19 protein-coding genes are annotated in these 23,497 nt (G+C 71.1%); 7 read left to right on the top strand and 12 right to left on the bottom strand.

The genetic code is table 11. From position 1 onward, the window contains the following. Positions 1-92 precede the first annotated feature (92 nt). The 5 genes from F9278_RS31865 to F9278_RS31845 all read right to left on the bottom strand — a co-directional run bounded on the left by F9278_RS31865 (position 93) and on the right by F9278_RS31845 (position 8,119). The gene (locus F9278_RS31865; RefSeq protein WP_152171379.1) at positions 93-3,476 is read right to left on the bottom strand and encodes a S8 family peptidase; all 3,384 of its coding nucleotides are present in this window, start codon (positions 3,474-3,476) and stop codon (positions 93-95) included. A 410-nt stretch (positions 3,477-3,886) separates the two neighbouring features. After that, positions 3,887-4,570 (bottom strand): ABC transporter ATP-binding protein, encoded by a 684-nt coding sequence (locus F9278_RS31860; RefSeq protein ID WP_152171378.1) that lies wholly within the window; start codon positions 4,568-4,570, stop codon positions 3,887-3,889. A 51-nt stretch (positions 4,571-4,621) separates the two neighbouring features. Beyond that, entirely contained in the window at positions 4,622-6,133 is a 1,512-nt protein-coding gene (locus tag F9278_RS31855) for an ABC transporter permease (protein WP_152171377.1), read from the bottom strand. 158 nt (positions 6,134-6,291) lie between these two features. Then, the gene (locus tag F9278_RS31850; RefSeq protein ID WP_152171376.1) at positions 6,292-7,560 is read right to left on the bottom strand and encodes a L,D-transpeptidase; all 1,269 of its coding nucleotides are present in this window, start codon (positions 7,558-7,560) and stop codon (positions 6,292-6,294) included. 214 nt (positions 7,561-7,774) lie between these two features. Next, positions 7,775-8,119, bottom strand: coding sequence for a hypothetical protein (locus tag F9278_RS31845; protein ID WP_152171375.1), 345 nt, complete (start codon positions 8,117-8,119; stop codon positions 7,775-7,777). A gap of 110 nt (positions 8,120-8,229) precedes the next feature. On the opposite strand from F9278_RS31845, the gene F9278_RS31840 reads away from it, so the two are divergent. Beyond that, positions 8,230-8,559 carry a hypothetical protein gene (locus F9278_RS31840; protein ID WP_193241718.1) on the top strand — a complete coding sequence of 110 codons (330 nt, stop codon included), beginning with the start codon at positions 8,230-8,232 and terminating at the stop codon, positions 8,557-8,559. A gap of 179 nt (positions 8,560-8,738) precedes the next feature. On the opposite strand, the gene hutH is transcribed toward F9278_RS31840, so the two are convergent. The 4 genes from hutH to F9278_RS31820 all read right to left on the bottom strand — a co-directional run bounded on the left by hutH (position 8,739) and on the right by F9278_RS31820 (position 14,191). Beyond that, the gene (hutH, locus tag F9278_RS31835) at positions 8,739-10,313 is read right to left on the bottom strand and encodes a histidine ammonia-lyase (protein WP_152174251.1); all 1,575 of its coding nucleotides are present in this window, start codon (positions 10,311-10,313) and stop codon (positions 8,739-8,741) included. Between the two features lie 484 nt (positions 10,314-10,797). Next, a complete protein-coding gene (locus F9278_RS31830) occupies positions 10,798-11,976 on the bottom strand; it encodes an IS701 family transposase (protein ID WP_152166950.1) in 1,179 nt (392 codons plus the stop codon). A gap of 66 nt (positions 11,977-12,042) precedes the next feature. Beyond that, complete coding sequence (locus tag F9278_RS31825; protein WP_152171374.1) at positions 12,043-13,212, bottom strand: GGDEF domain-containing protein; 1,170 nt, start codon at positions 13,210-13,212, stop codon at positions 12,043-12,045. Between the two features lie 178 nt (positions 13,213-13,390). Continuing rightward, a complete protein-coding gene (locus F9278_RS31820) occupies positions 13,391-14,191 on the bottom strand; it encodes an enoyl-CoA hydratase/isomerase family protein (protein ID WP_152171373.1) in 801 nt (266 codons plus the stop codon). Between the two features lie 230 nt (positions 14,192-14,421). Here F9278_RS31820 and F9278_RS31815 point away from each other — a divergent pair, with 230 nt between their 5' ends. Then, on the top strand, positions 14,422-15,258 hold the full coding sequence (locus F9278_RS31815) for a hypothetical protein (RefSeq protein WP_152171372.1): 837 nt from the start codon (positions 14,422-14,424) through the stop codon (positions 15,256-15,258). A gap of 60 nt (positions 15,259-15,318) precedes the next feature. Here the strand turns inward: F9278_RS31815 and F9278_RS31810 are convergent, their stop codons facing one another. Both F9278_RS31810 and F9278_RS31805 read right to left on the bottom strand, forming a co-directional pair. Next, the gene (locus F9278_RS31810) at positions 15,319-16,482 is read right to left on the bottom strand and encodes an adenylate/guanylate cyclase domain-containing protein (RefSeq protein WP_152171371.1); all 1,164 of its coding nucleotides are present in this window, start codon (positions 16,480-16,482) and stop codon (positions 15,319-15,321) included. A 168-nt stretch (positions 16,483-16,650) separates the two neighbouring features. Beyond that, positions 16,651-17,538, bottom strand: coding sequence for a biotin--[acetyl-CoA-carboxylase] ligase (locus F9278_RS31805; protein ID WP_152171370.1), 888 nt, complete (start codon positions 17,536-17,538; stop codon positions 16,651-16,653). A gap of 298 nt (positions 17,539-17,836) precedes the next feature. On the opposite strand from F9278_RS31805, the gene F9278_RS31800 reads away from it, so the two are divergent. The 4 genes from F9278_RS31800 to F9278_RS31790 all read left to right on the top strand — a co-directional run bounded on the left by F9278_RS31800 (position 17,837) and on the right by F9278_RS31790 (position 20,738). Then, positions 17,837-19,435, top strand: coding sequence for an acyl-CoA carboxylase subunit beta (locus F9278_RS31800; protein WP_152171369.1), 1,599 nt, complete (start codon positions 17,837-17,839; stop codon positions 19,433-19,435). A gap of 38 nt (positions 19,436-19,473) precedes the next feature. Further along, positions 19,474-19,680, top strand: a complete 207-nt coding sequence (locus tag F9278_RS31795; protein WP_152171368.1) for an acyl-CoA carboxylase subunit epsilon — start codon at positions 19,474-19,476, stop codon at positions 19,678-19,680. A 71-nt stretch (positions 19,681-19,751) separates the two neighbouring features. Beyond that, a complete protein-coding gene (gene mmpB, locus F9278_RS48285) occupies positions 19,752-19,880 on the top strand; it encodes a morphogenic membrane protein MmpB (RefSeq protein ID WP_149827765.1) in 129 nt (42 codons plus the stop codon). 243 nt (positions 19,881-20,123) lie between these two features. After that, on the top strand, positions 20,124-20,738 hold the full coding sequence (locus tag F9278_RS31790) for a Maf family protein (RefSeq protein ID WP_152171367.1): 615 nt from the start codon (positions 20,124-20,126) through the stop codon (positions 20,736-20,738). 3 nt (positions 20,739-20,741) lie between these two features. Here F9278_RS31790 and F9278_RS31785 read toward each other — a convergent pair whose 3' ends face one another. Next, entirely contained in the window at positions 20,742-21,236 is a 495-nt protein-coding gene (locus F9278_RS31785; RefSeq protein WP_193241717.1) for a hypothetical protein, read from the bottom strand. A 392-nt stretch (positions 21,237-21,628) separates the two neighbouring features. Here F9278_RS31785 and F9278_RS31780 point away from each other — a divergent pair, with 392 nt between their 5' ends. Continuing rightward, positions 21,629-23,401 (top strand): acetyl/propionyl/methylcrotonyl-CoA carboxylase subunit alpha, encoded by a 1,773-nt coding sequence (locus F9278_RS31780; RefSeq protein WP_152171365.1) that lies wholly within the window; start codon positions 21,629-21,631, stop codon positions 23,399-23,401. The last annotated feature ends 96 nt before the right edge of the window (positions 23,402-23,497 follow it).

Genomic DNA, 23,497 nt, shown 5'->3' with positions numbered 1-23,497 from the left:
TCCGGTGCGGCGAGAGTACGTGCCGGGCGCCGCGGAGCAGAGGGGACTTCCGAAACACGCCCTAGACCAGCCCTGGACCGCGCCCGCGTCCGTCAGCTGCCGGAATACGCGTCGTGGAGGGTCAGCGTCGACTTGTTCCCCTTCTTGTCGGTCACCTCGGCGCGCAGGGACACGCTCTTCCCGGGCGCCGGGGTGCGGTGGGTGAACCTGCCCTTCTTCAGGGGGACCTCGGTCCACTTCTCGCCGTCGCCGGAGACGTACACGGCCAGCGACTTGAGGTTCTTCCCGGCCGCCGCGCCCTGCACGGTGACGCGGATCGTGCCCTGCGAACCGGCCGGGGCCGTGCTGTCGAGGCCCAGGAACGGGGCGCCGAAGCGGACCGTGGAGACCGGGAGTGCCGTGTCGGCCTTCGTCCGCTTCGACGTGAAGGTCCAGCTCGCGTCGATCCGGGACGAGGCCGTGGCCAGGGCGGCGGAGCGGGAGAGGGAGGTCGTCAGCCGGTAGGCGGCGAGGTCCGCCGGGACTTTGAACTGGCCCGACCCGTCCAGCGCGTCCTCGCCGGAGGCGAACTTCTCGCCGTTCCGGTACAGGGTCGTCGTGACCTTCTCGTAGAGGGACGACCCGGCGTGCCCCCGGCCGTCGGCGAACATCGGCAGCAGCCCGTAGAGCTGGTCCCCGTCGCGGCGGATGCCGTGGAGACCGGCGATCCGGGGGCCGAAGACACCGACGTTGAAGGTCTGTGCGTATGTCCGGCCCGCTTTGAGGGTGCGGCTGTCGCCGGTCGTGTAGTACGCCTCCAGGACCGGGAAGCCCTGCTCGTCCTCCGGGCCGTACTGCTCGAAGTCGACCGTCCACTTCACCCCGCCGACGGCGGACAGATACAGCGTGCGGGTGCCGGGCAGCGGGCGCGGGACGCCCAGGGCGGGTGAGCCGGAGCTGTCGGGGAGCGTGGCCCAGGGGGTGACGGTGCCCTTCCTGCCCGCGGCGGAGGAGCCTAGTCCGGCCTTGACCGTGGCCAGTTCGCCCTGCTTCCAGCGCTTGGTGAAGCCGGTCGCGAGCCTGTCGACCTCGCTCCCGGCGGCGACGGCGTACTGCGCGCCGTCCCCCTCGGTCCACTGTCCCGCCCAGCCCTGGCTGAGCCGGCCGCCGGTGACCTTGGGGCCGAGATGCGCCGTACGGAACCCTTCGTAGGTGTCGAGGAACCAGCCGAAGGTGTACCGGTTGCCGCCCGCCCGCAGGGTGAAGTCCGGTGCCGCGAAGGCCGGTTCGGCGGCGGTGCCGGGCACGGTGATGTCCACCGGTTCCGCCTTGCGGGCGTCCAGCGTGAGCCTGGTCCTTCTGTCGACGGTCAGCTCGGGCCGGGCGAGCCAGGCCGCGCCCTTGCCGTAGTCCTTGGGGTCCCCGACGATCCCGGCGTTGAAGACGTACGTCCCCGCGGGCACCCGCAGGTCGACCGTGCCGTCCTCGTCGTACGGCGTGAACCAGGTGCCCTCCGCGAGCCCGGAGATCCCGGTCAGGTCGAGCATGTGGTGCGCGGCCGGCCGTCCGTCCCGGTCGACCGCCTTCAGCGTGACGTCGTACGACTCCACCTCGCGCTCCACGGCCGCCGCCGTACGGACGCTCCGGCCGCCACCGGTGGCGGTGACGTACGCGGTGTAGTGGCCGTCGAGTTTCCCGCCGAGCCTGGTGTTCGCCACCAGGTCGACGGTGACCTTGCGGCCTCCCTTGACGGTGATCTTCTTGCCGCCGAGCTTGAAGAAACCGGGCGGGGCGGGCTTGCCGTTCGGGGCGGTGCCGGTCACGGAGAGTTCGAGGGTGACGGCCTTGGTGCCGAGGTTGCGGTAGGTGAGTTTCCTGGTCACCGGCTTGTCGTCGGTGTGCGGCCACTCCTGGACGCCGAAGTCGACCGAGACGGGGTCGGCGACGACGGTCTGCTTGATCGCCCGGTCCACGCGGATACGGCCCGACCCTTGCTGGAACGGTGTGTACGGCCCGCCCTTGGCGGATGCGACGAGGGCGGCCTTCAGTTCGGCGTACGTCCACTTCGGGTGCCGCTGCTTGAGGAGGGCGGCGGCGCCCGCGACATGCGGGGTCGCCATCGACGTACCGGAGATCGTCAGATAGCCCTCGGGCCTCTGCCCGACCTCCCGCTCGATGACGCTGCCCGGGGCCGCGGCGGCGGTGATGGCGACACCGGGCGCGGTCACATCGGGCTTGATCTGACCGTCCATACCGGGGCCCCGGCTGGAGAACGAGGCGAGCCTGTCCTTGTCGTCGACCGCGCCGACCGTGAGCGCGGCGGCGGCGCTGCCCGGCGAGCCGACCGTCCGCTCGCCCCAGTCGCCGTCGTTTCCGGCGGCGACGGCGAAGAGGATGCCCTTCTCGGCGGAGAGCTTGTTGATCTGCGCCTCCATCGGGTCGACCTCGGGGGTGTCGCCGCCGCCCAGGCTGAGGTTGACGATGTCGGCGCCCCGCTCGGCGGCCCAGTCCATGCCCGCGATGATCCCGGAGTCGTCGCCGTAGCCCTCGTCGCTCAGCACCTTGCCGTTGAGCAGGGCGGCGCCGGGCGCGACGCCCTTGAACCTCCCCTTGGACCTGGCCCCGGTGCCGGCCGCGATGGAGGCGACATGTGTGCCGTGGCCGTACCTGTCGGTGGTGTCGGGCGAGGCGGAGAAGTTCTTGGCGGCCGTCACCCGGCCCTTGAGGTCCGGGTGGGTGGCGTCGACGCCCGTGTCCAGTACGGCGATGGTGACGCCCTTGCCGTCGTAGCCGGCCTTCCAGGCCTTCGGGGCGCCGATCTGCGCGACGGACCTGTCGAGGCTGACCTTGCGCACGCCGTCCAGCCAGAGGTGCGCGATCCCGGTGGCGGTGGTGCCGTCGGTGTCGGTGACCGCCTTCCACAGCGCGGCGGCGTCCTCGCCGGGGGTGAGCACCGCCTCGGCGTTCAGGGTCTTCAGGGTGCGGCGGACCTCGGTGTCGCCCGCGTCCCGGACGTCGGCGCGGGCGTCGGCGGCGGTGCCCGTGTAGCCGACGATCAGCTTCAGGCCCTGCCGCTGGGAGGTGCGGGTCGCCGTCCGGTTCAGCACGGTGACGTCGAAGAGCCGCTTGTCGACCCGCCCGGTGGAGATGAGCCGGGCCGCGTCGGCGGGCAGGACATAGGTGTGGCCGTCGACCTGGCGAAGCCGCACCGGCACGTTCTCGCGGCCCTTCGCCCGCTCCAGGCCCCGTACGCGGCCGTCGGCGTCGACGAGGACACGGTCACCGGTGACCAGGGTGAGGCGGTGGCTCGCCCGGAGGTCGGCGGCGCGGGTCGCGAGGCCCGTCGGCCCGGTCGCGCCGGTCGCGCCGGTCGCGCCGGTCGCGCGCTCGGATATCGCGGACGCCGACGCCGGGCTGGTCGGGCCCGTCGTCAGTGCCACCGCGGACGCCATGGCCACGAGCGCGGCCGTGCGGGCGCTGTTCGTGTGTCTGCGCAAGACTCCCCCTCGATCCGGTTCATCCGGCCAGGGGACGTTCCGCACATATGCGCGTCAATTCCCCCGGTCTCCGCAGTATGACCGGGGGTCAACTCGTGTCACATACCTCGCGACTGGGCGCAAAGCGGCGAAGTCCGGGCCACGCGCGATCCGCACGCGCCCCGGACTCGGCACCGACGCGCCCCGCGCGAGGGGCGCTCGGGACGGCGGGAATCGGAAGTCGGAAGTTGGAAGTCGGGAGCCTGGAGCCTGGAGTCGGGAGCCGGGAGCCGGGAGCCTGGAGTCGGGAGCCGGGAGCCGGGAGTCGGGAGCCGGGAGCCGGGAGCCGGGAGCCTGGAGCCTGGAGTCGGGAGTCGGGAGTCGGGAGCCGGGAGCCGGGAGCCTGGAGTCGGGAGCCTGGAGTCGGGAGTTCAGGCCTTGGCGTTCTCCTTCACCGTGATCCGCCCCTTGCGGATCGTCGCGACCCGGGGGGCCTTCTTCGCGAGCGCCGAGTCGTGGGTGACCATGATGAAAGTGAGCCCGTGCTCCTTCCACAGGGTCTCCAGCACCTCCATGATCTCGTCGCGGGTGGACTCGTCGAGGTTGCCGGTGGGCTCGTCGGCGAGCAGCACCTTGGGGCGCTTCACCAACGCGCGGGCGATCGCGACGCGTTGCTGCTGTCCGCCGGAGAGTTCGGCCGGCAGATGCCCGAGCCGCTCCCCCAGACCCACCGACTCCAACGCCTCCGCGGCCCGCTGCCGCCGCTCCTTCGCCTTCACCCCGAGCGGCACGAGGGCCGTCTCGACGTTCTCCTGCGCGGTCAGTGTCGGGATGAGGTTGAAGCTCTGGAACACGAACCCGATGTTCTCGCTCCGCACCGTCGTGAGCTTCGCCTCCGACAGCTTCGCCAGATCGGTCCCGTCGAGTTCGATGCTCCCGTCGGACGGCTTGTCCAACCCCCCGAGCATCTGCAGCAACGTCGACTTGCCGCCCCCGGTGGGCCCTTGGATGACCAGCCGATCCCCATCGGCGATGGTGAGATCGACCCCGTCGAGCGCGGTGACGGTGTCCTTGCCGCGCGAGTACCGCTTGGTGACACCCGTGAGTACGTACATGTGCAACTCCTGAAGGAAGGGGGATCGAACCGCGGGCAGCCGTGCGCCGCCCTACTCCACGCGCCGCAACGCGTCCGCCGGTCGCAGCCGGGACGCCCGCCATCCGCCGAACGCCCCCGCGATCAGCCCACCCGCGACGGCGAGCCCCACCGCGACACCGATCGTCGTGACACTCACCGGCGCGGTGAGGGCGACTTCCAGCGCGTTGGAGGCCGTCTGCTGGGCACCACCGGGTCCGCCGCCACCGGGGAAGCCGCCACCGCCGGGAGCGCCACCACCGGGACCGCCGCCGAAGCCGCCGCCCGTCGCGCCGATCTCCGCCTGCAGCGACGGACTGATGGCCGTCACGAGGTACGCCCCGCCGAGCCCCAGCGCGATCCCGAGCGCGCCGCCCACGAGCCCGTTGACGACGGCCTCACCGACGACCTGCCGGGTCACCCGCCCCGACTTCCACCCGAGCGCCTTGAGCGTGCCGAACTCCCGTACCCGCCGCGACACGGCCGACGAGGTGAGCAGTCCGGCCACCAGGAACGCGGCCAGGAGCACCGCGATCGACAGCCACCTGCCGACGTTGGACGCCAGGGAGGAGGCGGTGGACAGCGACCCGGAGACCGTCTTGGCGAGGTCGGCGGAGGTGGTGACGGTCGTGCCGTCGATGTTCTTCTGGATGGCCGCCTTGACGCTGTCGATCCGCTGCGAGTCGCTCGCCTTGACGTAGATCGTGGTGACCTTGTCCTTGGAGTCGCTGAGGGTCTGCGCCTGCTTCAGCGGCATGTAGAGGTTGGCCGCCGCGTCCCCGCTGTCGGGCGTCGCGATGCCGATGACCTCGTACTTGACGCTGTTGACGGTGACGCTGTCCCCGACCTTCAGCTCCTTCTCCTTGGCGTACGACTTGTCCGCGACGACGACCTTGGCGTTCGTCTCGGACGTCTTGAACGTACGACCGCTGGTGATCTTCGAGGAGGTCAGCGGGCCCAGCGCGGGCTCGGTGACGTCCGTGCCGTACACCGAGTAGTTGTCGACGTCGAACTGGGCGCCGCCGCCCTCGACCCGGCCCCCGGGCTGCCCGGTGCCGCCACCGTTCTGGCCACCGCCGCCGGGACCGCCCTGCGGCTGGCCCCCGGCGCTCTCGTCCTGCTCGAACTGGCCGCGCCGGAACTGCCCGTCCACCTTGATGACCTGGAGGCTGAGACCGCCGACGGCCTCGGCGACGCCCGCCTGCTCACCCACCTCGGTGACGGTCGAACCGGCCAGCGTCTGGAAGCCCTGGACGCGGACGAGGTCGCTGCTCTGCTGCTCGTCGGAGTCGTTGTCCTGGGCGTCGAACTCGAACCGCGGGCGTTCGCCGCCGTTCTCGCCGGGCGCGGCGGCGGCCTTGGTGACGGTCATGTCCGTCCCCAGGCCGTACAGGGATTCGAGCACTTTCGCCTGCGCCTTCTCCATGCCCGAGGACACGGAACTGACCACGATGACCAGCGCGATGCCCAGGGCGAGGCCGGAGGCGACGACGAGGGCCGCCTTTCTGCGGCGGCGCAGTTCGCGCCTCAGGTAGGTGAAGAACATGGTGGCAAGCTAGGTACGCCGCGTGATGAAGGGATAAGCCCCCGCTGAGAGCCTGATGAGAACCCTGTGGGCAGCCCCGGAAACACCGATGCCGCCCCTGGGTGTCCAGGGGCGGCATCGAAGCCGTACCGCGGCCGGCGAACGGCCGACGCGGTGGATCAGACCGCCGAACCGGCCTTCCAGTCGGCCCAGTTCAGGTTCCAGCCGTTGAGGCCGTTGTCGGGGGCGACCGTCTTGTCACCGGTGTTCCGGATGTCGACGACGTCACCGACGATCGAGTTGTCGTAGAACCAGTAGCCGGCCGTGCCCTTGTCGTTGGCACCCTTGGTGTCGTTCAGACCGACACAGCCGTGGCTGGTGTTGACGCTGCCGAAGACCGAGTCGGCGCCCCAGTAGTTGCCGTGGATGAACGTCCCGGAGTTGGTGAGGCGGATGGCGTGCGGCACGTCCTTGATGTCGTACTCGCCCTTGCCGTCGTCGTCGGTGAAGCCCACGGTCGCGCCGTTCATGCGCGTCTCCTTGAACATCTCCGACATCACCATGACGCCCGCGTACGTCTTGTTCTCGGGCGAACCGGCGGAGATCGGGATGGTCTTGATGACCTTGCCGTCCTGGGTGACCTTCATCGTCTTGGTCTTGGCGTCGACGATCGAGACCTGGTTGCGGCCGATCTTGAAGGTCACGGTCTTCTGCTGCACACCGTAGACACCCTCGGCGCCCTCGACCCCGTCGAGCGCGAGCTTCAGGGTGACGGTGGAGTTGCCCTGCCAGTAGTCCTCGGGGCGGAAGTCGAGGCGGTTGGCGTTGAACCAGTGCCCGACGACCTCCTGGCCGGAGCTGCTGGAGACGGTGATCCCCTTCTGCACGGCGGCCTTGTTGGTGATCGCCTTGTCGAAGTTGATCGAGACCGGCATACCGACGCCGACGGTCGAGCCGTCCTCGGGCGTGAAGTTGCCGATGAAGCTGTTGGCCGGCGAGACCGTGGTGAACGCCGAGTTCTCGTGGGCCTCGCGCCCCTTGGAGTCCTGCGCGGCGGCCGCGATCTTGTAGCTGGTGGACCGCTCCAGCTGACCGCTGGGCGCCCAGCTCTTCTTGTCCTCGGATATCGCGCCCTCGACGGCGGTGCCCTCGGAGGTGGTCATCTTGACGTCCGTGAGCGTGCCCTTGCTCACGGTGACCTTGGCCGAGTTGTTGATGGAGGCGTTGTCGGAGCCGTCCTGCGGTGTGATCTTGATGTCGGCCTCGGAGGTCTTCTCGGCTGCCGCCTCGTCGACCTTGGCCTGCGAGGAGTCCCCGCCGTCGTTCCCGGACGCGTTGTCGCCGTCGCCTCCGCTGCACGCAGAGAGCACCAGCACCCCGCCGAGCAGTGCGGACGCGACCGTCAGGCCCCTGCGCCGCTTACTGTTCGTCATCACACGCTTCTCCATCGTTGCCGAATCCCCAAAACCCCGAAGATCCCCGTAAGCACTTAAACACCACTACGACTCCTGGCCGTTCCGCTCGCGCGGATATGTGGGATACGCCACTCCACCGCATCGGATCGTCGGCGACCCGGCGGTGCGCAAGTGACTGGTGCGCCCCATGAGACGAAAGAACCCCGGGCAGCGGTTGCCACCCGGGGCCATCAATTTCCCGAGCCGCTCAGCCGAGTCGGTCTTCCTCTTCGTCCTCCTGGTCATCATCCTCGCCGAGACCCCATTCCGGCGAATCGGGGTCGTAGTCGATTCCCTCACTGCTCCAGGAGGCCTGGGCGAGTTCGACCCCAGGCACCTCCCCGACCAGGTCGAACGGGTCGATCAGGTACGCGAGGGCCTCCGCCGTGTCCTCCGCGACCGCGCTCTCGGCGTGTACCCGTTCATCGGCGGGCATATCGGGGTCGTCCGCGATCCGTCGCAATGCGGCGCCGGTCACGGCCTCCACATCCTCGACCTCGACCACCAATTCAACGCGAAGCCGGACAAACTGTGATGTCTGCGTTGTACTCATGGTCCGGAGCGTACGGCTCACGGGTCACGCGACTTTCCCACGACCCGCGCCTTTCATTAGCATCGCTCCCTACGGCCAATTCGCCAGCGCCACAAGGGGATCGATATTCCGTGTCCGTCGCACGTCGCGCGTCGTCCACCGCCCGCCGATCGCTGCTGACCGCCACCGCCGCGGGCACCCTGCTGGGTGCCCTGTGGTTCGTGCCGTCCGCCAACGCGACGCAGGAGGCACCCATACGCGACCGGGCGACCACGACCGCCGACACAAGCACGAACACGACCACGAGCACGGGCGACGCCCGAGAACTCGCCGACACGGGCAGTCCCAACACCACGCCGTACGTCGTCGGCGGGACGACCATGCTGGGCCTGGGCGCGGCGTTCCTCGCGTACGCGATCCGCCGAGAACGCGAGGAGTTCGGGCCGGTGGGGGGCGCGTAGTCGTCTGCGGGTGGGTGGGGGCTGGTCGCGCAGTTCCCCGCACCCCTCAACGGCCTACGGCCCTTTCGGGCCGAAAAAGCAGGGGCGCAGCCCCGCTTTTTCAAGGGCGCGGGGAACTGCGCGGCCAGCCCCCACCGAACCCGCACCCGTCCGCTCACTCACCCACTCACCCACCCGAATCAGGCGAGCGGCCCGGTCACGGACTCGGCGGCTGCCACCAACCCCCCGTCCCGCACGAACCCTTCGGCCAACGCCAGGTCGGGCGCGAGGAACCGATCCGGCCCGGCCCCCTCCACCCCGGCCGCCCGCACCGCGTCCACCACGGCCCGCGTGGCCGGCGCGGCCACCAGCCCCTCCCGCAGCTCCAGCGCCCTCGTCCCCGCGTACAACTCCACGGCCAGCACCCGCGAAAGCCCCTCCACGGCGGTCCGCAGCTTCCGCGCCGCCGACCACCCCATCGACACATGGTCCTCCTGCATCGCGGAGGACGGAATCGAGTCCGCCGACGCCGGCACGGCCAGCCGCTTCAGCTCACTCACCAGCGCCGCCTGCGTGTACTGCGCGATCATCAGCCCGGAGTCCACCCCGGCGTCGTCCGCGAGGAACGGCGGCAGCCCGTGCGACCGGTTCTTGTCGAGCAACCGGTCCGTCCGCCGCTCCGCGATCGACGCGAGGTCGGCCACCGCGATGGCGAGGAAGTCGAGGACGTACGCGACGGGCGCGCCATGGAAGTTCCCGTTGGACTCCACCCGCCCTCCCCCACCCTCGGCTTCGCTCGAGCGGGAGGTGCCCCCAGGCAGCACCACGGGGTTGTCGACCGCCGCCGCCAGCTCCCGCTCGGCGACGAGCCGCGCGTGCGCGACGGTGTCCCGCCCGGCCCCGGCGACCTGCGGAGCGCACCGCACCGAGTACGCGTCCTGCACGCGGGGCGCGTCGTCCTGGTGATGGCCCGTGAGCCCCGAACCCTTCAGCACGGCGAGCATGTTGGCGGCGGAGGCGGCCTGCCCGGGGTGCGGGCGGATGGCGTGCAGCTCGGGCGCGAGGACCCGGTCGGTGCCGAGCAGCGCCTCCAGGGAGATCGCGGCGGTGATGTCGGCGGAGGTGTACAGCCGCTCCAGGTCGGCCAGCGCCATGACCAGCATGCCGAGCATGCCGTCGGTGCCGTTGAGGAGGGCCAGCCCCTCCTTCTCGCGCAGCTCGACGGGCGTGATGCCGTGCTCGGCGAGCAGTTCCCCGGCGGGCCGTACGACGCCGTCCGGGCCCTCCGCGTCGCCCTCGCCCATCAGGGTGAGCGCGCAGTGGGACAGCGGCGCCAGGTCGCCGGAGCAGCCGAGCGAGCCGTACTCGTGCACCACCGGCGTGATCCCGGCGTTGAGGACGTCGGCCATGGTCTGCGCGATCTCCGGCCGTACGCCGGTACGGCCGGAGCAGACGGTCTTCAGCCGCAGGAACATCAGCGCGCGTACGACCTCGCGCTCCACCCGCGGCCCCATGCCGGCCGCGTGCGAGCGGACGATGTTGCGCTGGAGCCGGGCCCGCAGCTCCGGGCTGATGTGGCGGGTGGCGAGGGCGCCGAAGCCGGTGGAGACCCCGTAGACGGGCTCCGGCTTGGCCGCCAGCGCGTCCACGATCTCGCGGGCCGCGGCGAGCGCCGCCACCGCCTCGCCGGAGAGCTCGATCCGGGCGCCGGCGCGCGCCACGGCGAGGACGTCGGCCGCGGTGACCCCGGACGTCCCGAGGACCACCGTGTCCACAGAGTGCATATCCATATTCAGGATCGTAGGGACTGAATCGCCGAATGTCACGACCGAACGCGGGAGGGACTCCTTACCCGCCCCACCCCGGAACCGCCCGCGAGCCGCCCGCGAGCTATCCGCGAGCTATCCGCGAGCTATCCGCGTAGATCAGAAACTCATCAGAAAACGATCCGAGATCGCTCCGAGGTTGATCAGAATGCGCAGGTCAGAGCAGGTTCGGCACCGGTACGCGAGTAAGGTCGAAGCACACCCCGAACAGGCCCACGGCCCCACTCCCCCCTTGGCCGTGGGCACCCCAGGGCCGCACGCCGACTCGACCCGGCGTGCGGCCCGCCCTAATACTGCAACCGCATCTGCGGGTTGTGGCCTCGGCGTTTGTAGTGGGAGCGGCGGGCACGGGCCTGGCTGCGTCGTCGGAAGCGTGACCAGTGCAGATGATGGTCGTTGCTGTGGTGGCGGGGCGTGACGATGATGTGGCCGATCAGTCGGCGGATCTCCGGGACGCTGAGGGGTATGAGGTCTTGCTCGTCGTCCGCTCCGCCCCTTTTGCGGCTTCTGCGGCGCGGACGGCGGTCAGGTAGGCGAGGGCGGCCATGGCCAGGGTGATGTGGCGGTACCAGGCCCGGTAGAGCCTCACCTGGTAGTGGTCCAGGCCGCACTCGCCCTTGGCGGTCTGGAAGCACTCCTCCACCGCCCACCTCGCGGCGGCTACCTTGACCAGGTCTTTCAGCCGGGAGGCCACCGATCCGTAGCAGACGTAGTAGGCGATCTCGGTGGGGTCGCTGATGCTGCGGCGGGCCAGAACCCAGTGCCCGAAGCCGTTCTCCCAGTACGGGCGGATGGCGACGCGGGCCCAGTCGTAGATCCGTTCGCCGTGCGCGCCCTGGCCCCCGGAAACCCGCTTCCACGCTTGCCTGGGCAGGGCGGCGACCAACTGGTCCACCCTGGCGTCGCCGCCGTCCGCCGTGGTCACGGTGTCGTTGACCTTGGTGGCCAGTACGTGCGCGATCCTGCGTTCCTCCAGCCATACCCGCAGGTGCTTGACCTGCCCGTATGCCTCGTCAGCGGTGACCCACGCGAACGGGATGCCTGCGTCGACGGCACGTTGCAGCATCCACTTGCAGTGCTCATTCTTGGTCGCGAAGGGGATCTCGTCGTCGATCCCGGCTGCGCGGCAGCGCTCACGGTCATCCGTCCAGGAAACGGGGATGTAGAGCTCACGGTCGATCAATGCCCGCCCCCTGGCGGAGGCGTAGGCCAGGAAGGTCCCGATCTGGCAGTTCTCCGTGCGGCCGGCGGTACCTGTGTACTGCCGCTGGACTCCGGCGGACTTGGTGCCCTTCTTCAGGAAACCGGTGTCGTCGCAGATCAGGACCGCGTTCTTGGCTCCGATGGTCTCCACGACGAAGTCGCGCACATCGTCGCGGACCGCGTTCTCGTCCCAGTCGGAGTGGTTGAGCAGGCGCTGGACGCCGTCCGGGCGGAGCTGCCCGACCTGCTCGGACAGCGTCCACCCGTTCTTCTTCTCCAGCGGCGCGACGAGTCCGTTCAGGTAGTCCAGCGCCCGCTCGCGGGGCTCCGACCTGCCGAAACGGTGGGCGAACCGGGCATGGAGCCCGGCCACCCCCTCGGACCACGACTCGACCTGCTCAACCGTCAGCGCATCAGCACACAGTCATACCAACGAGACCGCCGACCATCCGTCACGCCAGATGCGGTTGCAGTACTAAGGCCGGCGCCCACGAATGCGGCGTCGGTCTCCCGGGTGTGCGGGGTCGACGGGTGCGGGCGGGCGGTCGGCGAGGCTGACCACCGGGTCCTCGGCCCCCTCGCCCTCCCGCCCCGCGACGACCGGCTCGACGGAACCGGCGGCCTTGGCCCGGTACTGCGCCGCGTCGGCCAGCCGGAAGAGCCGCCGGGCCGAGCGCAGCGGCCCGATCGGATCCCCGGTGGACGCGACCCCGCAGGCGACGCCGTCGCCCGGCTCCAACTCCCGCGCCCGCACACACAGTTCCCCGGCGACCCGCACCACGTCGTCCGCCGACGGCCCCACCGCGAGCAGACAGAACTCGTCACCGCCGAGCCGCGCGACCAGCACACGGGGCAGCTCGGCCGCGCACCGCGACAACACCGACCCGAACCGTTCCAGCAGCTGATCCCCCATCGCGTGCCCGTAGGAGTCATTGACCTTCTTCAATCCATTGAGGTCGCAGACGACGAGGCTGATCACCGTGCCGTCGCGCCGGTGCGCCTCCATCGCCTCGTCGAGCCGGAGGTCGACGGCGCGCCGGTTGCCGAGTCCGGTCAGCGGGTCGGTGAAGGCCAGCCGCCGGGCCTCCTCCAGCCGCTCGGACTGTGCGAGCCCGGCCGCCACGACGGAGGCGAGCACGGTCGCGAACGCGGCGTCGTCACCGTGGAAGACGGGCTCCCCGGCGGGCCGCGCCACATACAGCTCGCCCCAGGCCCGGCCGTTCATCACGACCGGCGCGACGACGCAGCAGCCGCGTCCGCGCCGGCGCAGGGCGGCGACCCGCTGATGGCAGTAGCCGCCGGGCCGCCGCCCGGCGACCGGCCCGGCCGCCGTCTCCACCCAGGCGTTGGGCTCACCGCCCTCCAGCCACCGCTCGTGCAGGAACTCGGCGATCTCGGGGAACTCGTGCACCGGATACGTCTCGTCCTCCGGGAACTCCTCCTCGTCCCCCGCGCGGTTCCCCACATTGACAAGCACCCGCAGCAGCCCGCGCTCCCGCTCCCACACGGACAGCGCGGCGAAGCTCCCCGACAGGGCCCGACACGACCCGTCCGCAGCCGCCCACCACGTCTCCGGCGACGTGCGCGCCCCCGCCATCCCACGCGCCAACGCCACCACGGCCCTCAGCCGCCTGTCCTCTCCCATCACCCCAGGCTAGGGAGCTTTAACCCGATTTGAGACGTTGGCGGGGCGAACAGGGGTACGGGGTGGTCTACGGCCGGGGCAGCGAGCCCCAGGAAGGCCACGCGACGGAAGACCGGAGCTCGGGCGCCGGCCAGGCTCCGCGCGGTCACCCCCGAATCACCCCAGCCCCCACCCCAGCTCACTCCCCCGGCCACTCCGGCTTTCGCTTCTCGTTGAAGGCGGCGACGCCCTCCGCGCGGTCCCCCGAGAACGCCACCGAACGCCAGGCCGCGTCCTCGACCTCAAGCCCCGCCCGTAGATCGAGCCCGTGCCCGAGCCGCAGGGCACGCTTGGCCGCGCGGAGGCCGACCGGCGAGTTCGCGGCGATCCGGGCGGCCAGCGCGAGAGCCTCCGCCCGGTCCCGCCCCTCCTCCACCACCTGGTCCACGACCCCCAGCTCCCGCGCCTCCCCGGCCTCCAGCCGCCGTGCCGTGAAGATCAGCTCGGCGGCCCGCGCGGCCCCCACCCGACGCGGCAGCAACTGCGTCCCCCCACCCCCCGGGATCACCCCCACCGACACCTCGGGCAGCCCCACCACCGCCGTACGGTCGGCCACGATCAGGTCGCAGGACAGGGCGAGTTCGAAGCCACCGCCCAACGCGAAGCCGTGCACGGCGGCGATCGTGGGCATCGGCAGCTCCAGTACGCCGGTGTACGCCGCCCGCGCGACCGGCCGCTGCCGCACCAGATCGGCGTCACTGAACGAGTTCCGCTCCTTCAGATCCGCCCCCACACAGAACGCCCGCTCATGCGTCGACGTCACCACGACCACGCGCACGTCCCGGTCGTCACCGAGCGCCGCGCACGCCTCCGCGACGGACCGGGCCATGTCCGTCGACACGGCGTTCATGGCCTTGGGCCGGTCGAGCGCGAGTTCGGCGACATACCCATGCCTCCGTACGACAACGAACTCCCCGAACCGCCGCTCTCCGTCGCCCATGAAACCCTCCCGGTCAACGCCTGTTAGCTCCTGTCCCCCGATCATCGCAGCCACCCCGAACACCCACCCCAACGAGAGCCCAGCAGACCGCCTCCTTGACGATCTCGGGCGTCCTTTTCCCCGTACGAGTGACATCCGGACCTTCTCCGGCCACACCGCCCACTCCGGCGCATAATCTGCGCTCCGCCACAGGCGCACCGAGGACACCGGCGCGCAGGGGAGGGACGGACATGACGACGGACACGGTCACCAGGCCCACGCCGACCGCACAGGGAGCACCACGCGCGCCACAAGCACAGCTCTGGCGCCCATCGACGACCCCGTACCAGCCGACGCCCACACCCTCCTCCCCCCTCACGCCCGACCCCTCGGCACCCCTCGTGTCGGGTCCCTCGGACCGGGTCGGCAACCCCGAGCCCCGGCCGCGCGGGCGTCACCGGCGGCCCCGGCCCCGGAAGCTGCTGTTCGCGGTGGGCGGGATGGCGCTGGCGGCGGGCGCGCTGAGTCTCCTGCGGCTGACCTCGGACCCGACCGACGGCGGACCCGGTGCCGGTACGGCGGCGGGCCCGGCACCGACCGCGGCGGACGACGTCATGGACGAGGCGGCAGACGCCGGTACGACCGTGGGCGACGAGCCCTCGGCCGACGGGGGCACCCCCACCGCCGGCACCCCCATGGGCGGCGGCGACCCGCATTCGTCCCAGCCGCCGTCCCCGCCCCCGTCACAGCCGTCGCCACAGCCGTCGTCACCGGGAGCGACCGCCCCCACGCCGACCCCGTCGTCCTACTCGCCCGCCCACTCCATCGGCGTGCGGCTCCCCTCGGACACGGGCGCCCGCGGCCTCCCCAGGACCCCGCCCGCCCCGGACACACCCTCGACGGCCCGCACCCCGCAGGCCCCTCGCCCCACTCCGCCCACGCCCACCCAGCCACCAGCGGCGGCGGCCCCCGACGCCCAGAACCCCCCGACCACCCCGGGCGACACGACAAACCCCGCCAAACCCTCGAAGCCGAGCCTGTGCGTCCCCCTCGTCGGCCTCTGCGTCGACGACACCCCGGGCAGATGAACGATGAAACGATGAACGGAGAAGACCCGGCGGCAGAGGTCAGCACCCCCGCAGTCGCCCTCAGGCCTTCCCGGGCCTCCGCGTGAGCAGCCACGGCTGGACCACGCCCAGCCCGCGCACCGGGCGCTGCCACATCGGCTGGAGAGCGAAACGGTACGTAGGGGGCTCCTCGCCCTCCTTCTCCGCGGCGGCGGCGGCCTCGGCGGCCTCGGCCTCGGAGGCGGGCGCCTCGCCCGTGCGGGTCAGCTCCTCGGCGAAGGCGCCGTCGACGAGGACCGCGTCCTTCGGCGCTATCGAGGTGAGCCGACTGGCGAGGTTCACGGTCGAGCCGAAGACGTCGCCCATCCGCGTCGTCACCGTGCCGAAGGCCATGCCGACGCGCAGCTCGGGCATGCTCTCGTCGTTGGCCATGGTCTCGATGAGGCGCAGCGCGATCTCGGCGGCCACACCCGCGTCGTCCGTGGCGTACAGGACCTCGTCGCCCAGGGTCTTGATCAGCCGCCCGCCGTTCGCGGCGACCAGGTCCGCCGCCGTGGTCTCGAAGGCCTCGACGAGTTCGCCGAGCTCCTCCTCCTCCATACGACGGGTCAGCCGTGTGAAGCCGACGAGGTCGGCGAAGCAGACGGCGAGCCGCCGGTCGACCATCTCCTCGTCGTCCGCGGCCTGCACGACCCGCCCGGTGGCGGCGGCGAGCTGCCGTCGCCAGACGTAGACGAGGAACTCCTCCAGCTCCGGCAGCAGCAGCTCGATCAGCGGGTACGTCACCTCGGTCCGGGTCATGCCCGGCTCCGGCGGCTCGGTCAGCCCCTCCAGGAACGAGTCGATCTGCCACTCGGCGAGGCGTGCCGTGGTCTGCCCGGTCGAACGGGCCACCTGCACCGCCATGGCCTCGCTCAGCAGCCCCGCCTCCACGAGACCGGCGAGCCGTCGCAGCGCGAGGACGTCCGCCTCGGTCAGCGCCTTGGCCTGACCGATGTCCGCGAAGCCCATGGCCCGCCAGAAACGGGACGCCAGCTCCATGGACACACCGGCACTGCGCGCCGCCTGAAAGGGGGTGTACCGGCGCTCGGCCCCGAGGATCAACCCTTCGAGGCGCAGCGCCAGCGGGTCCTCCTCGTCGGCGTCCACGCCGTGGGGCTCGCCCCGCTCGAGCGAAGCCGAGAGAGGGGGCGGCTCCACGCGGTCATCCGCGTCCGTGCCGGAGCCCGTGTCCTCGACGCTCACTCCTGCTGCCCTTCCGATCTCCCGCGGTCACGTACTCGACCGGCCTCAACTCTACGGCAGGTGTGCGCCAGCTCACTCCGTCAGGTGGGCCGATGGGGGTTACCCGGAGTTCCCGACGCACCCCGCGCCGGGAGGAGCCCCTTCCACCTCCCTCCTTCTACGCGACGCTCACACGGCCCTCAAGTGCACGATGTCCCCGGCTCCCACCGGCTCCCGCACGCCCTCCCCGGTGGCGAGCACCAGCCGCCCGTCGCCGTCCACCGCCACGGCCTCCCCCACGACCGACCGGTCCCCGGGCAGCTCGGCGCGCACTTTCCGCCCCAAGGTCGCGCACCCGGCGGCGTAGGTCTCCTGGAGCCCGCTCACCGACGGGTCGCCCCCGGCCGCCCGCCACCGCCCGTACCAGTCCTCCAGCGACCGCAGCACGGCCCGCAGCAGCGGATCACGGTCCGTGGTCACGGCGCCGGCAAGCGCCAGGGACCCGGCCGCGGGCACCGGCAGCTCGTCCTCCCGGAGGCTGACGTTGATGCCGATACCGATGACCACGCCGTCCGCCCCCGCGCGCTCGGCGAGGATGCCGCCGGCCTTGCGCTCCTGCCCGTCGACGGTCACCAGCAGGTCGTTGGGCCACTTGAGTGCCGTATCGATCCCGGCGGTCCGGGACAGTCCGGTCGCCACGGCGACACCGGTGAGGAGCGGCAGCCAGCCCCAGCGCTCGACGGGCACCTCCGCCGGCTTGAGGAGGACGGAGAAGAACAGGCCGGAGCGCGCGGGCGCGGTCCAGATGCGGTCGAGCCGCCCGCGCCCCGCCCGCTGCTCCTCGGCGACGAGCACCGCGCCCTCGGGCAGACGGTCGGCGCGGGCCGCGAGGTCGGTGTTGGTGGAGTCGATGACCGGGACCACGTCCAGAGAGCTCCAGAGCCCCTCTTTCCGGACGAGGGCACGGCGCAGGGAGGCGGAGTCGAGGGGCGGCCGGTCGAGGTCGGACCATCGGTCCGACCTCGACTCACCCGGTCCGTCGGACGGGTCACCTTGTGCACCTGGTGGGATCGTCATGCGACCCACCCTAGGTTTGACATCCTCCGCCCCGCGAGAAGGGGACGGATTCCAGCCCTGAGGGGCTGAGGTTCACGGGCGCTCGATCACTCGCGTGATGTCGCCCCTCCGACGTGTCCCGCCGCGACGCTCCGACGGTACAAGCGGAAGGGGGCGGGAGTGTGGTAAACGCCGCACTGCCGAACGGTAGGCGCAGCACTACGCTACGGATGAGTAACCCCACACACTTCTGAGCACGCACCGAGCAGCAAGTACCGATCTCTCACGTCCCCATGAGCAGGCAGGGAGCCGCATCCCGATGTCCGAGCCGGTAGAGCCAGCACACATCGACATCCACACGACCGCGGGGAAGCTCGCGGACCTGGAGCGCCGTATCCACGAGGCGACGCACGCCGGCTCCGAGCGCGCGGTGGAGAAGCAGCACGCCAAGGGCAAGCTGACGGCCCGTGAGCGGATCGAACTGCTTCTCGACGAGGACTCCTTCGCCGAGTTCGACGAGTTCGCCCGCCACCGCTCCACCGACTTCGGCATGGAGCACAACCGCCCGTACGGTGACGGCGTCGTGACCGGCTACGGCACGGTCGACGGCCGCCCGGTCGCCGTGTTCTCCCAGGACTTCACGGTCCTCGGCGGCTCCCTCGGCGAGGTCTTCGGCCAGAAGATCATGAAGGTCATGGACTTCGCCCTGAAGACCGGCTGCCCCGTCATCGGCATCAACGACTCCGGCGGCGCCCGCATCCAGGAGGGCGTCATGGCCCTGGGCATGTACGGCGAGATCTTCCGCCGCAACACCCACGCGTCCGGTGTGATCCCGCAGATCAGCCTGGTCGTCGGCCCCTGCGCGGGCGGAGCGGTCTACTCCCCGGCGATCACCGACTTCACGGTCATGGTCGACCAGACCTCGCACATGTTCATCACCGGCCCCGACGTCATCAAGACGGTCACCGGCGAGGACGTCGGCTTCGAGGAACTCGGCGGCGCCCGCACCCACAACGCCACCTCGGGCGTGGCCCACCACATGGCGGGTGACGAGAAGGACGCCATCGAGTACGTCAAGCAGCTCCTCTCCTACCTCCCCTCCAACAACCTCAGCGAGCCCCCGGCCTTCCCCGAACAGGCGGACCTCACCCTCACCGCCGAGGACCGCGAACTCGACACCCTCGTCCCGGACAGCGCCAACCAGCCGTACGACATGCACACGGTGATCGAACACGTCCTGGACGACGCCGAGTTCTTCGAGACCCAGGCCCTGTTCGCGCCGAACATCCTCACCGGCTTCGGCCGCGTCGAGGGCCACCCGGTCGGCATCGTCGCCAACCAGCCCATGCAGTTCGCGGGCTGTCTGGACATCGACGCCTCCGAAAAAGCGGCCCGCTTCGTGCGCACCTGCGACGCCTTCAACGTCCCGGTCCTCACCTTCGTCGACGTCCCCGGCTTCCTCCCGGGCGTCGGCCAGGAACACGACGGCATCATCCGCCGCGGCGCCAAACTCATCTACGCCTACGCCGAGGCCACCGTCCCCCTCATCACCGTCATCACCCGCAAGGCCTTCGGCGGCGCCTACGACGTCATGGGCTCCAAGCACCTCGGCGCCGACCTCAACCTCGCCTGGCCCACCGCCCAGATCGCCGTCATGGGCGCCCAGGGCGCCGTCAACATCCTCCACCGCCGCACCATCGCCGCCGCCCCCGACGACGAACGAGAAGCGGTACGCGCCCGCCTCATCCAGGAGTACGAGGACACCCTCCTCAACCCCTACACAGCGGCCGAACGCGGCTACGTCGACGCCGTCATCACCCCCTCCCAAACCCGCCGCCACCTGGTCCGAGGCCTACGCCAACTCCGCACCAAGCGGGAATCCCTCCCCCCGAAGAAGCACGGAAACATCCCCCTCTAAAACCGCACCCACCCCCCTCCAGCCGGCCGGGAGCCGTCATGAACATCAAGGTCGTACGGGGCAACCCGACCCCGGAGGAACTGGCAGCCGCCCTCGCGGTGGTCAGAGCCCGCGCGGCGGCAGCCACCGAACAACCCCCCACCCCCACCCCCCGCGACACCTGGTCCGACCCGTCCCGCATCGCGGCCCGCCGCCTGCCGCTCCCGGGCCCCACCACCTGGAGCCGCACCTACTGGCCCGGCTGAGCGGAACCTCTCCTACCAACTTGAGTACGCGTACTCAGGCGCCGCCCCTCCCGGCGGCGCACCATCGCCTCATGCTCTGGTCCGACCCTGAGAACGAGCCGCCGAAGGAACTGCGCGACACGCAGGCCATGCTTCGGCGGCTCGGCGTACTCATGGCCCTGGCCATGGTCCTGGCGATGCTGGTCCTGGGCATCCTCTGAACCCACACGCACCCCGACGGCGGGTCGGTGGCGTACGCGAGAAGGGGGCGTGTCGGGGGGTGTCCGCCCGCAGCGGTCGGCGCGTCAACCCGCCCAACCTCCCAGCCGACCGATTCCGCGCCGTTCCGAGGACGGACCCCCCCGACACGCCCCCGACCCACCCACCGAACAGGCGCCCCACCCCCCACCACCGGAAGGCGCACCCGCACCCGCACCCGAAGAACGAGGCAATACCCTGACCCCATGACCGCCCCGAACCCCCGCCGCCGCCTGGTCCTCGCCTCCCAGTCCCCCGCCCGCCTGAACCTGCTCCGCCAGGCCGGCCTCACCCCCGAGGTGATCGTCAGCGGCGTGGACGAGGACGCCGTCACCGCCCCCACCCCCGCCGACCTCGCGCTGGCCCTGGCCGAGGCCAAGGCCTCCGTCGTGGCCGCGCGACCGGAGGTCAGGGGCGCCCTGGTCATCGGCTGCGACTCGGTCCTGGACCTCGACGGCCAGGCGCTAGGCAAGCCGGCCGACGCCGAGGAGGCCACCGCCCGCTGGAAGTCCATGCGCGGTCGCTCCGGCACGCTCCAGACCGGCCACTGCGTCTACGACACCACCACCGGCCGCCACACCTCCGCGACGGCCTCCACGGTCGTCCACTTCGGCGAGCCCACGGACGAGGAGATCGCCGCGTACGTCGCCTCCGGCGAACCCCTCCACGTGGCGGGCGCGTTCACCCTCGACGGCCGCTCGGCCCCGTTCATCGACGGCATCGAGGGCGACAACGGCAATGTCATCGGCATCAGCCTCCCCCTGCTCCGCCGTCTGCTGGCCCAGCTGGACGTCGGCATCACGGACCTGTGGGGGCGGTGACCCTCACGACACGCTGGGCGCCGGAGGAGCGGCCTGCTCCGACGGCCCCGCACCCGAACCACCGTTCTCACCCGGCACGGCATCGGCACCCCCACCCGACCCCCGCGCCTCCCGGTCGTACGTCATCAGCGTGAGCAGCACGATCCCGAGCACCACCATCATGAACGCGAAGGCACCCCACCCGACCAGCCCCACGGTGAGCGCGCCGAGCAGCCCGTGCACGACGGCCACGCTGATGAGCAGGATCTTCCCGAGCCCGGCGGCGGGCCGGTTGCGCAGCGCGACGAGCAGCGCGACCACACCGCAGAAGACGAAGTAGGCGCCGAACACGACACCCCCCGCCTTCGTGGAGACGGACATCGCGTCCGGATCCAGCCCGGCGAGGGACATCTTCTGCCGGTCGACGACCGTGCCGAGGAACCACTGGAGCCCGGCGATCCCGAGCCCTTCCACGAACAGCACGATCGCCGTGACCACCGCCACCGGTCTGCGGATCACCGGCCCCACCCACTTCCACTGTCGTCCTGCTGCTCTCAGCGCCTCGCACACCCGCGTCGTTACCCCAGGTAGGTGTTCGAGACATCGCGAACGCTACTAACGGGTAAACCCCGGGACAAGGGTTCTCGCGAGAGCAAAGAATCGTTGGGCCATTAGTAGGGACTCCACAAAGAAACCCAACCGGCCGCAGCACGGCCGCACAGAGACCTTGACCACATCAGAGGGCTAGGGTTTCCGCGTGGGGTCCTGCGCAATGCAGTGCGACAAGGGATTTCGCCGTTCGGGCGAGCCTCGTTTCACGCTCCGTGTGGGCAAGCTCACCATTGTGGACGGGTCGAAACGCCGTGTCGGCAGTCCCTAAACTCGGCTTGTTTCAAGGAGAGGGAGCCATCGTGCGCAAGGTGTTGATCGCCAACCGAGGCGAAATCGCTGTCCGCGTCGCCCGTGCGTGCCGGGACGCCGGGATCGCGAGCGTGGCCGTGTACGCCGATCCGGACCGGGACGCGCTGCATGTGCGGGCCGCGGACGAGGCGTTCGCCCTGGGCGGTGACACCCCCGCCACCAGCTACCTGGACATGGGCAAGGTGCTGCAGGCGGCCAAGGACGCCGGAGCGGACGCGGTCCACCCCGGCTACGGCTTCCTCTCGGAGAACGCGGAATTCGCGCAGGCGGTCCTGGACGCGGGCCTGATCTGGATCGGCCCGCCCCCGCAGGCCATCCGGGACCTGGGCGACAAGGTGGCGGCCCGTCACATCGCCCAGCGCGCCGGCGCCCCGCTCGTCGCGGGCACCCCGGACCCGGTCTCCGGCGCCGACGAGGTCGTGGCGTTCGCCGAGGAGCACGGTCTGCCGATCGCGATCAAGGCGGCCTTCGGCGGCGGCGGACGCGGTCTGAAGGTCGCCCGCACCCTCGAAGAGGTCCCGGAGCTGTACGACTCCGCCGTCCGCGAGGCGGTCGCGGCGTTCGGCCGGGGCGAGTGCTTCGTGGAGCGCTACCTCGACAAGCCCCGCCATGTCGAGACCCAGTGCCTGGCCGACTCCCACGGCAACGTGGTCGTGGTCTCCACCCGTGACTGCTCCCTGCAGCGCCGCCACCAGAAGCTGGTCGAGGAGGCCCCGGCCCCCTTCCTGTCCGAGGCGCAGAACGCCGAGCTGTACGCCGCCTCGAAGGCCATCCTCAAGGAGGCCGGCTACGTCGGCGCCGGCACCGTCGAGTTCCTCGTCGGTCTGGACGGCACGATCTCCTTCCTGGAGGTCAACACCCGCCTCCAGGTCGAGCACCCGGTGACCGAGGAGGTCACCGGCCTGGACCTGGTCCGCGAGATGTTCCGCATCGCCGACGGCGAGGAACTGGGCTACGACGACCCGCCGCTGCGCGGCCACTCCTTCGAGTTCCGCATCAACGGCGAGGACCCGGGCCGCAACTTCCTGCCCGCCCCCGGCACGGTCACCACGTTCGCCCCGCCCACCGGCCCCGGTGTCCGCCTGGACGCGGGCGTCGAGTCCGGCAGCGTCATCGGCCCCGCCTGGGACTCCCTCCTCGCCAAACTGATCGTCACCGGCGCCACCCGGCAGCAGGCCCTCCAGCGCGCCGCCCGCGCCCTGGAGGAATTCACCGTCGAGGGCATGGCCACCGCGATCCCGTTCCACCGCGCGGTCGTCAAGGACCCGGCGTTCGGCCCCGAACTCACCGGCTCCACCGACCCGTTCACGATCCACACCCGCTGGATCGAGACCGAGTTCGTCAACGACATCAAGCCCTTCGCGGCCCCCGCCGACACCGAGGCCGAGGACGACACCGACCGCGAGACGATCGTCGTCGAGGTCGGCGGCAAGCGCCTGGAGGTCTCCCTCCCCGCCGCGCTCGGCATGACCCTGGCCCGCACCGGTCTCGCCGCCGGAGCCAAGCCCAAGCGCCGCGCCGCCAAGAAGTCCGGCCCCGCCGCCTCCGGCGACACCCTCGCCTCCCCCATGCAGGGCACCATCGTCAAGGTCGCCGTCGAGGAGGGCCAGGAGGTCAAGGAGGGCGACCTCATCGTCGTCCTCGAAGCCATGAAGATGGAACAGCCCCTCAACGCCCACCGCTCCGGCACCGTCAAGGGCCTCAGCGCGGAAATCGGCGCCTCCATCACCTCCGGCGCCGCAATCTGCGAAATCAAGGACTGACCCACACGCAACAAACCTCCCCCGCGCCCCACGCTTTCAGGGGCGCGGGGCTGTATCGACATGCGGCTCCGCCGCGTGGGCGCGAGAAGCCCCACC

The organism is Streptomyces phaeolivaceus (genome assembly GCF_009184865.1).
In the GTDB taxonomy this organism is placed as follows: Bacteria; Actinomycetota; Actinomycetes; order Streptomycetales; family Streptomycetaceae; genus Streptomyces; species Streptomyces phaeolivaceus.
Note: the sequence above shows the minus strand (reverse complement) of the source record. Positions and strands in the feature narration are given on the sequence as shown.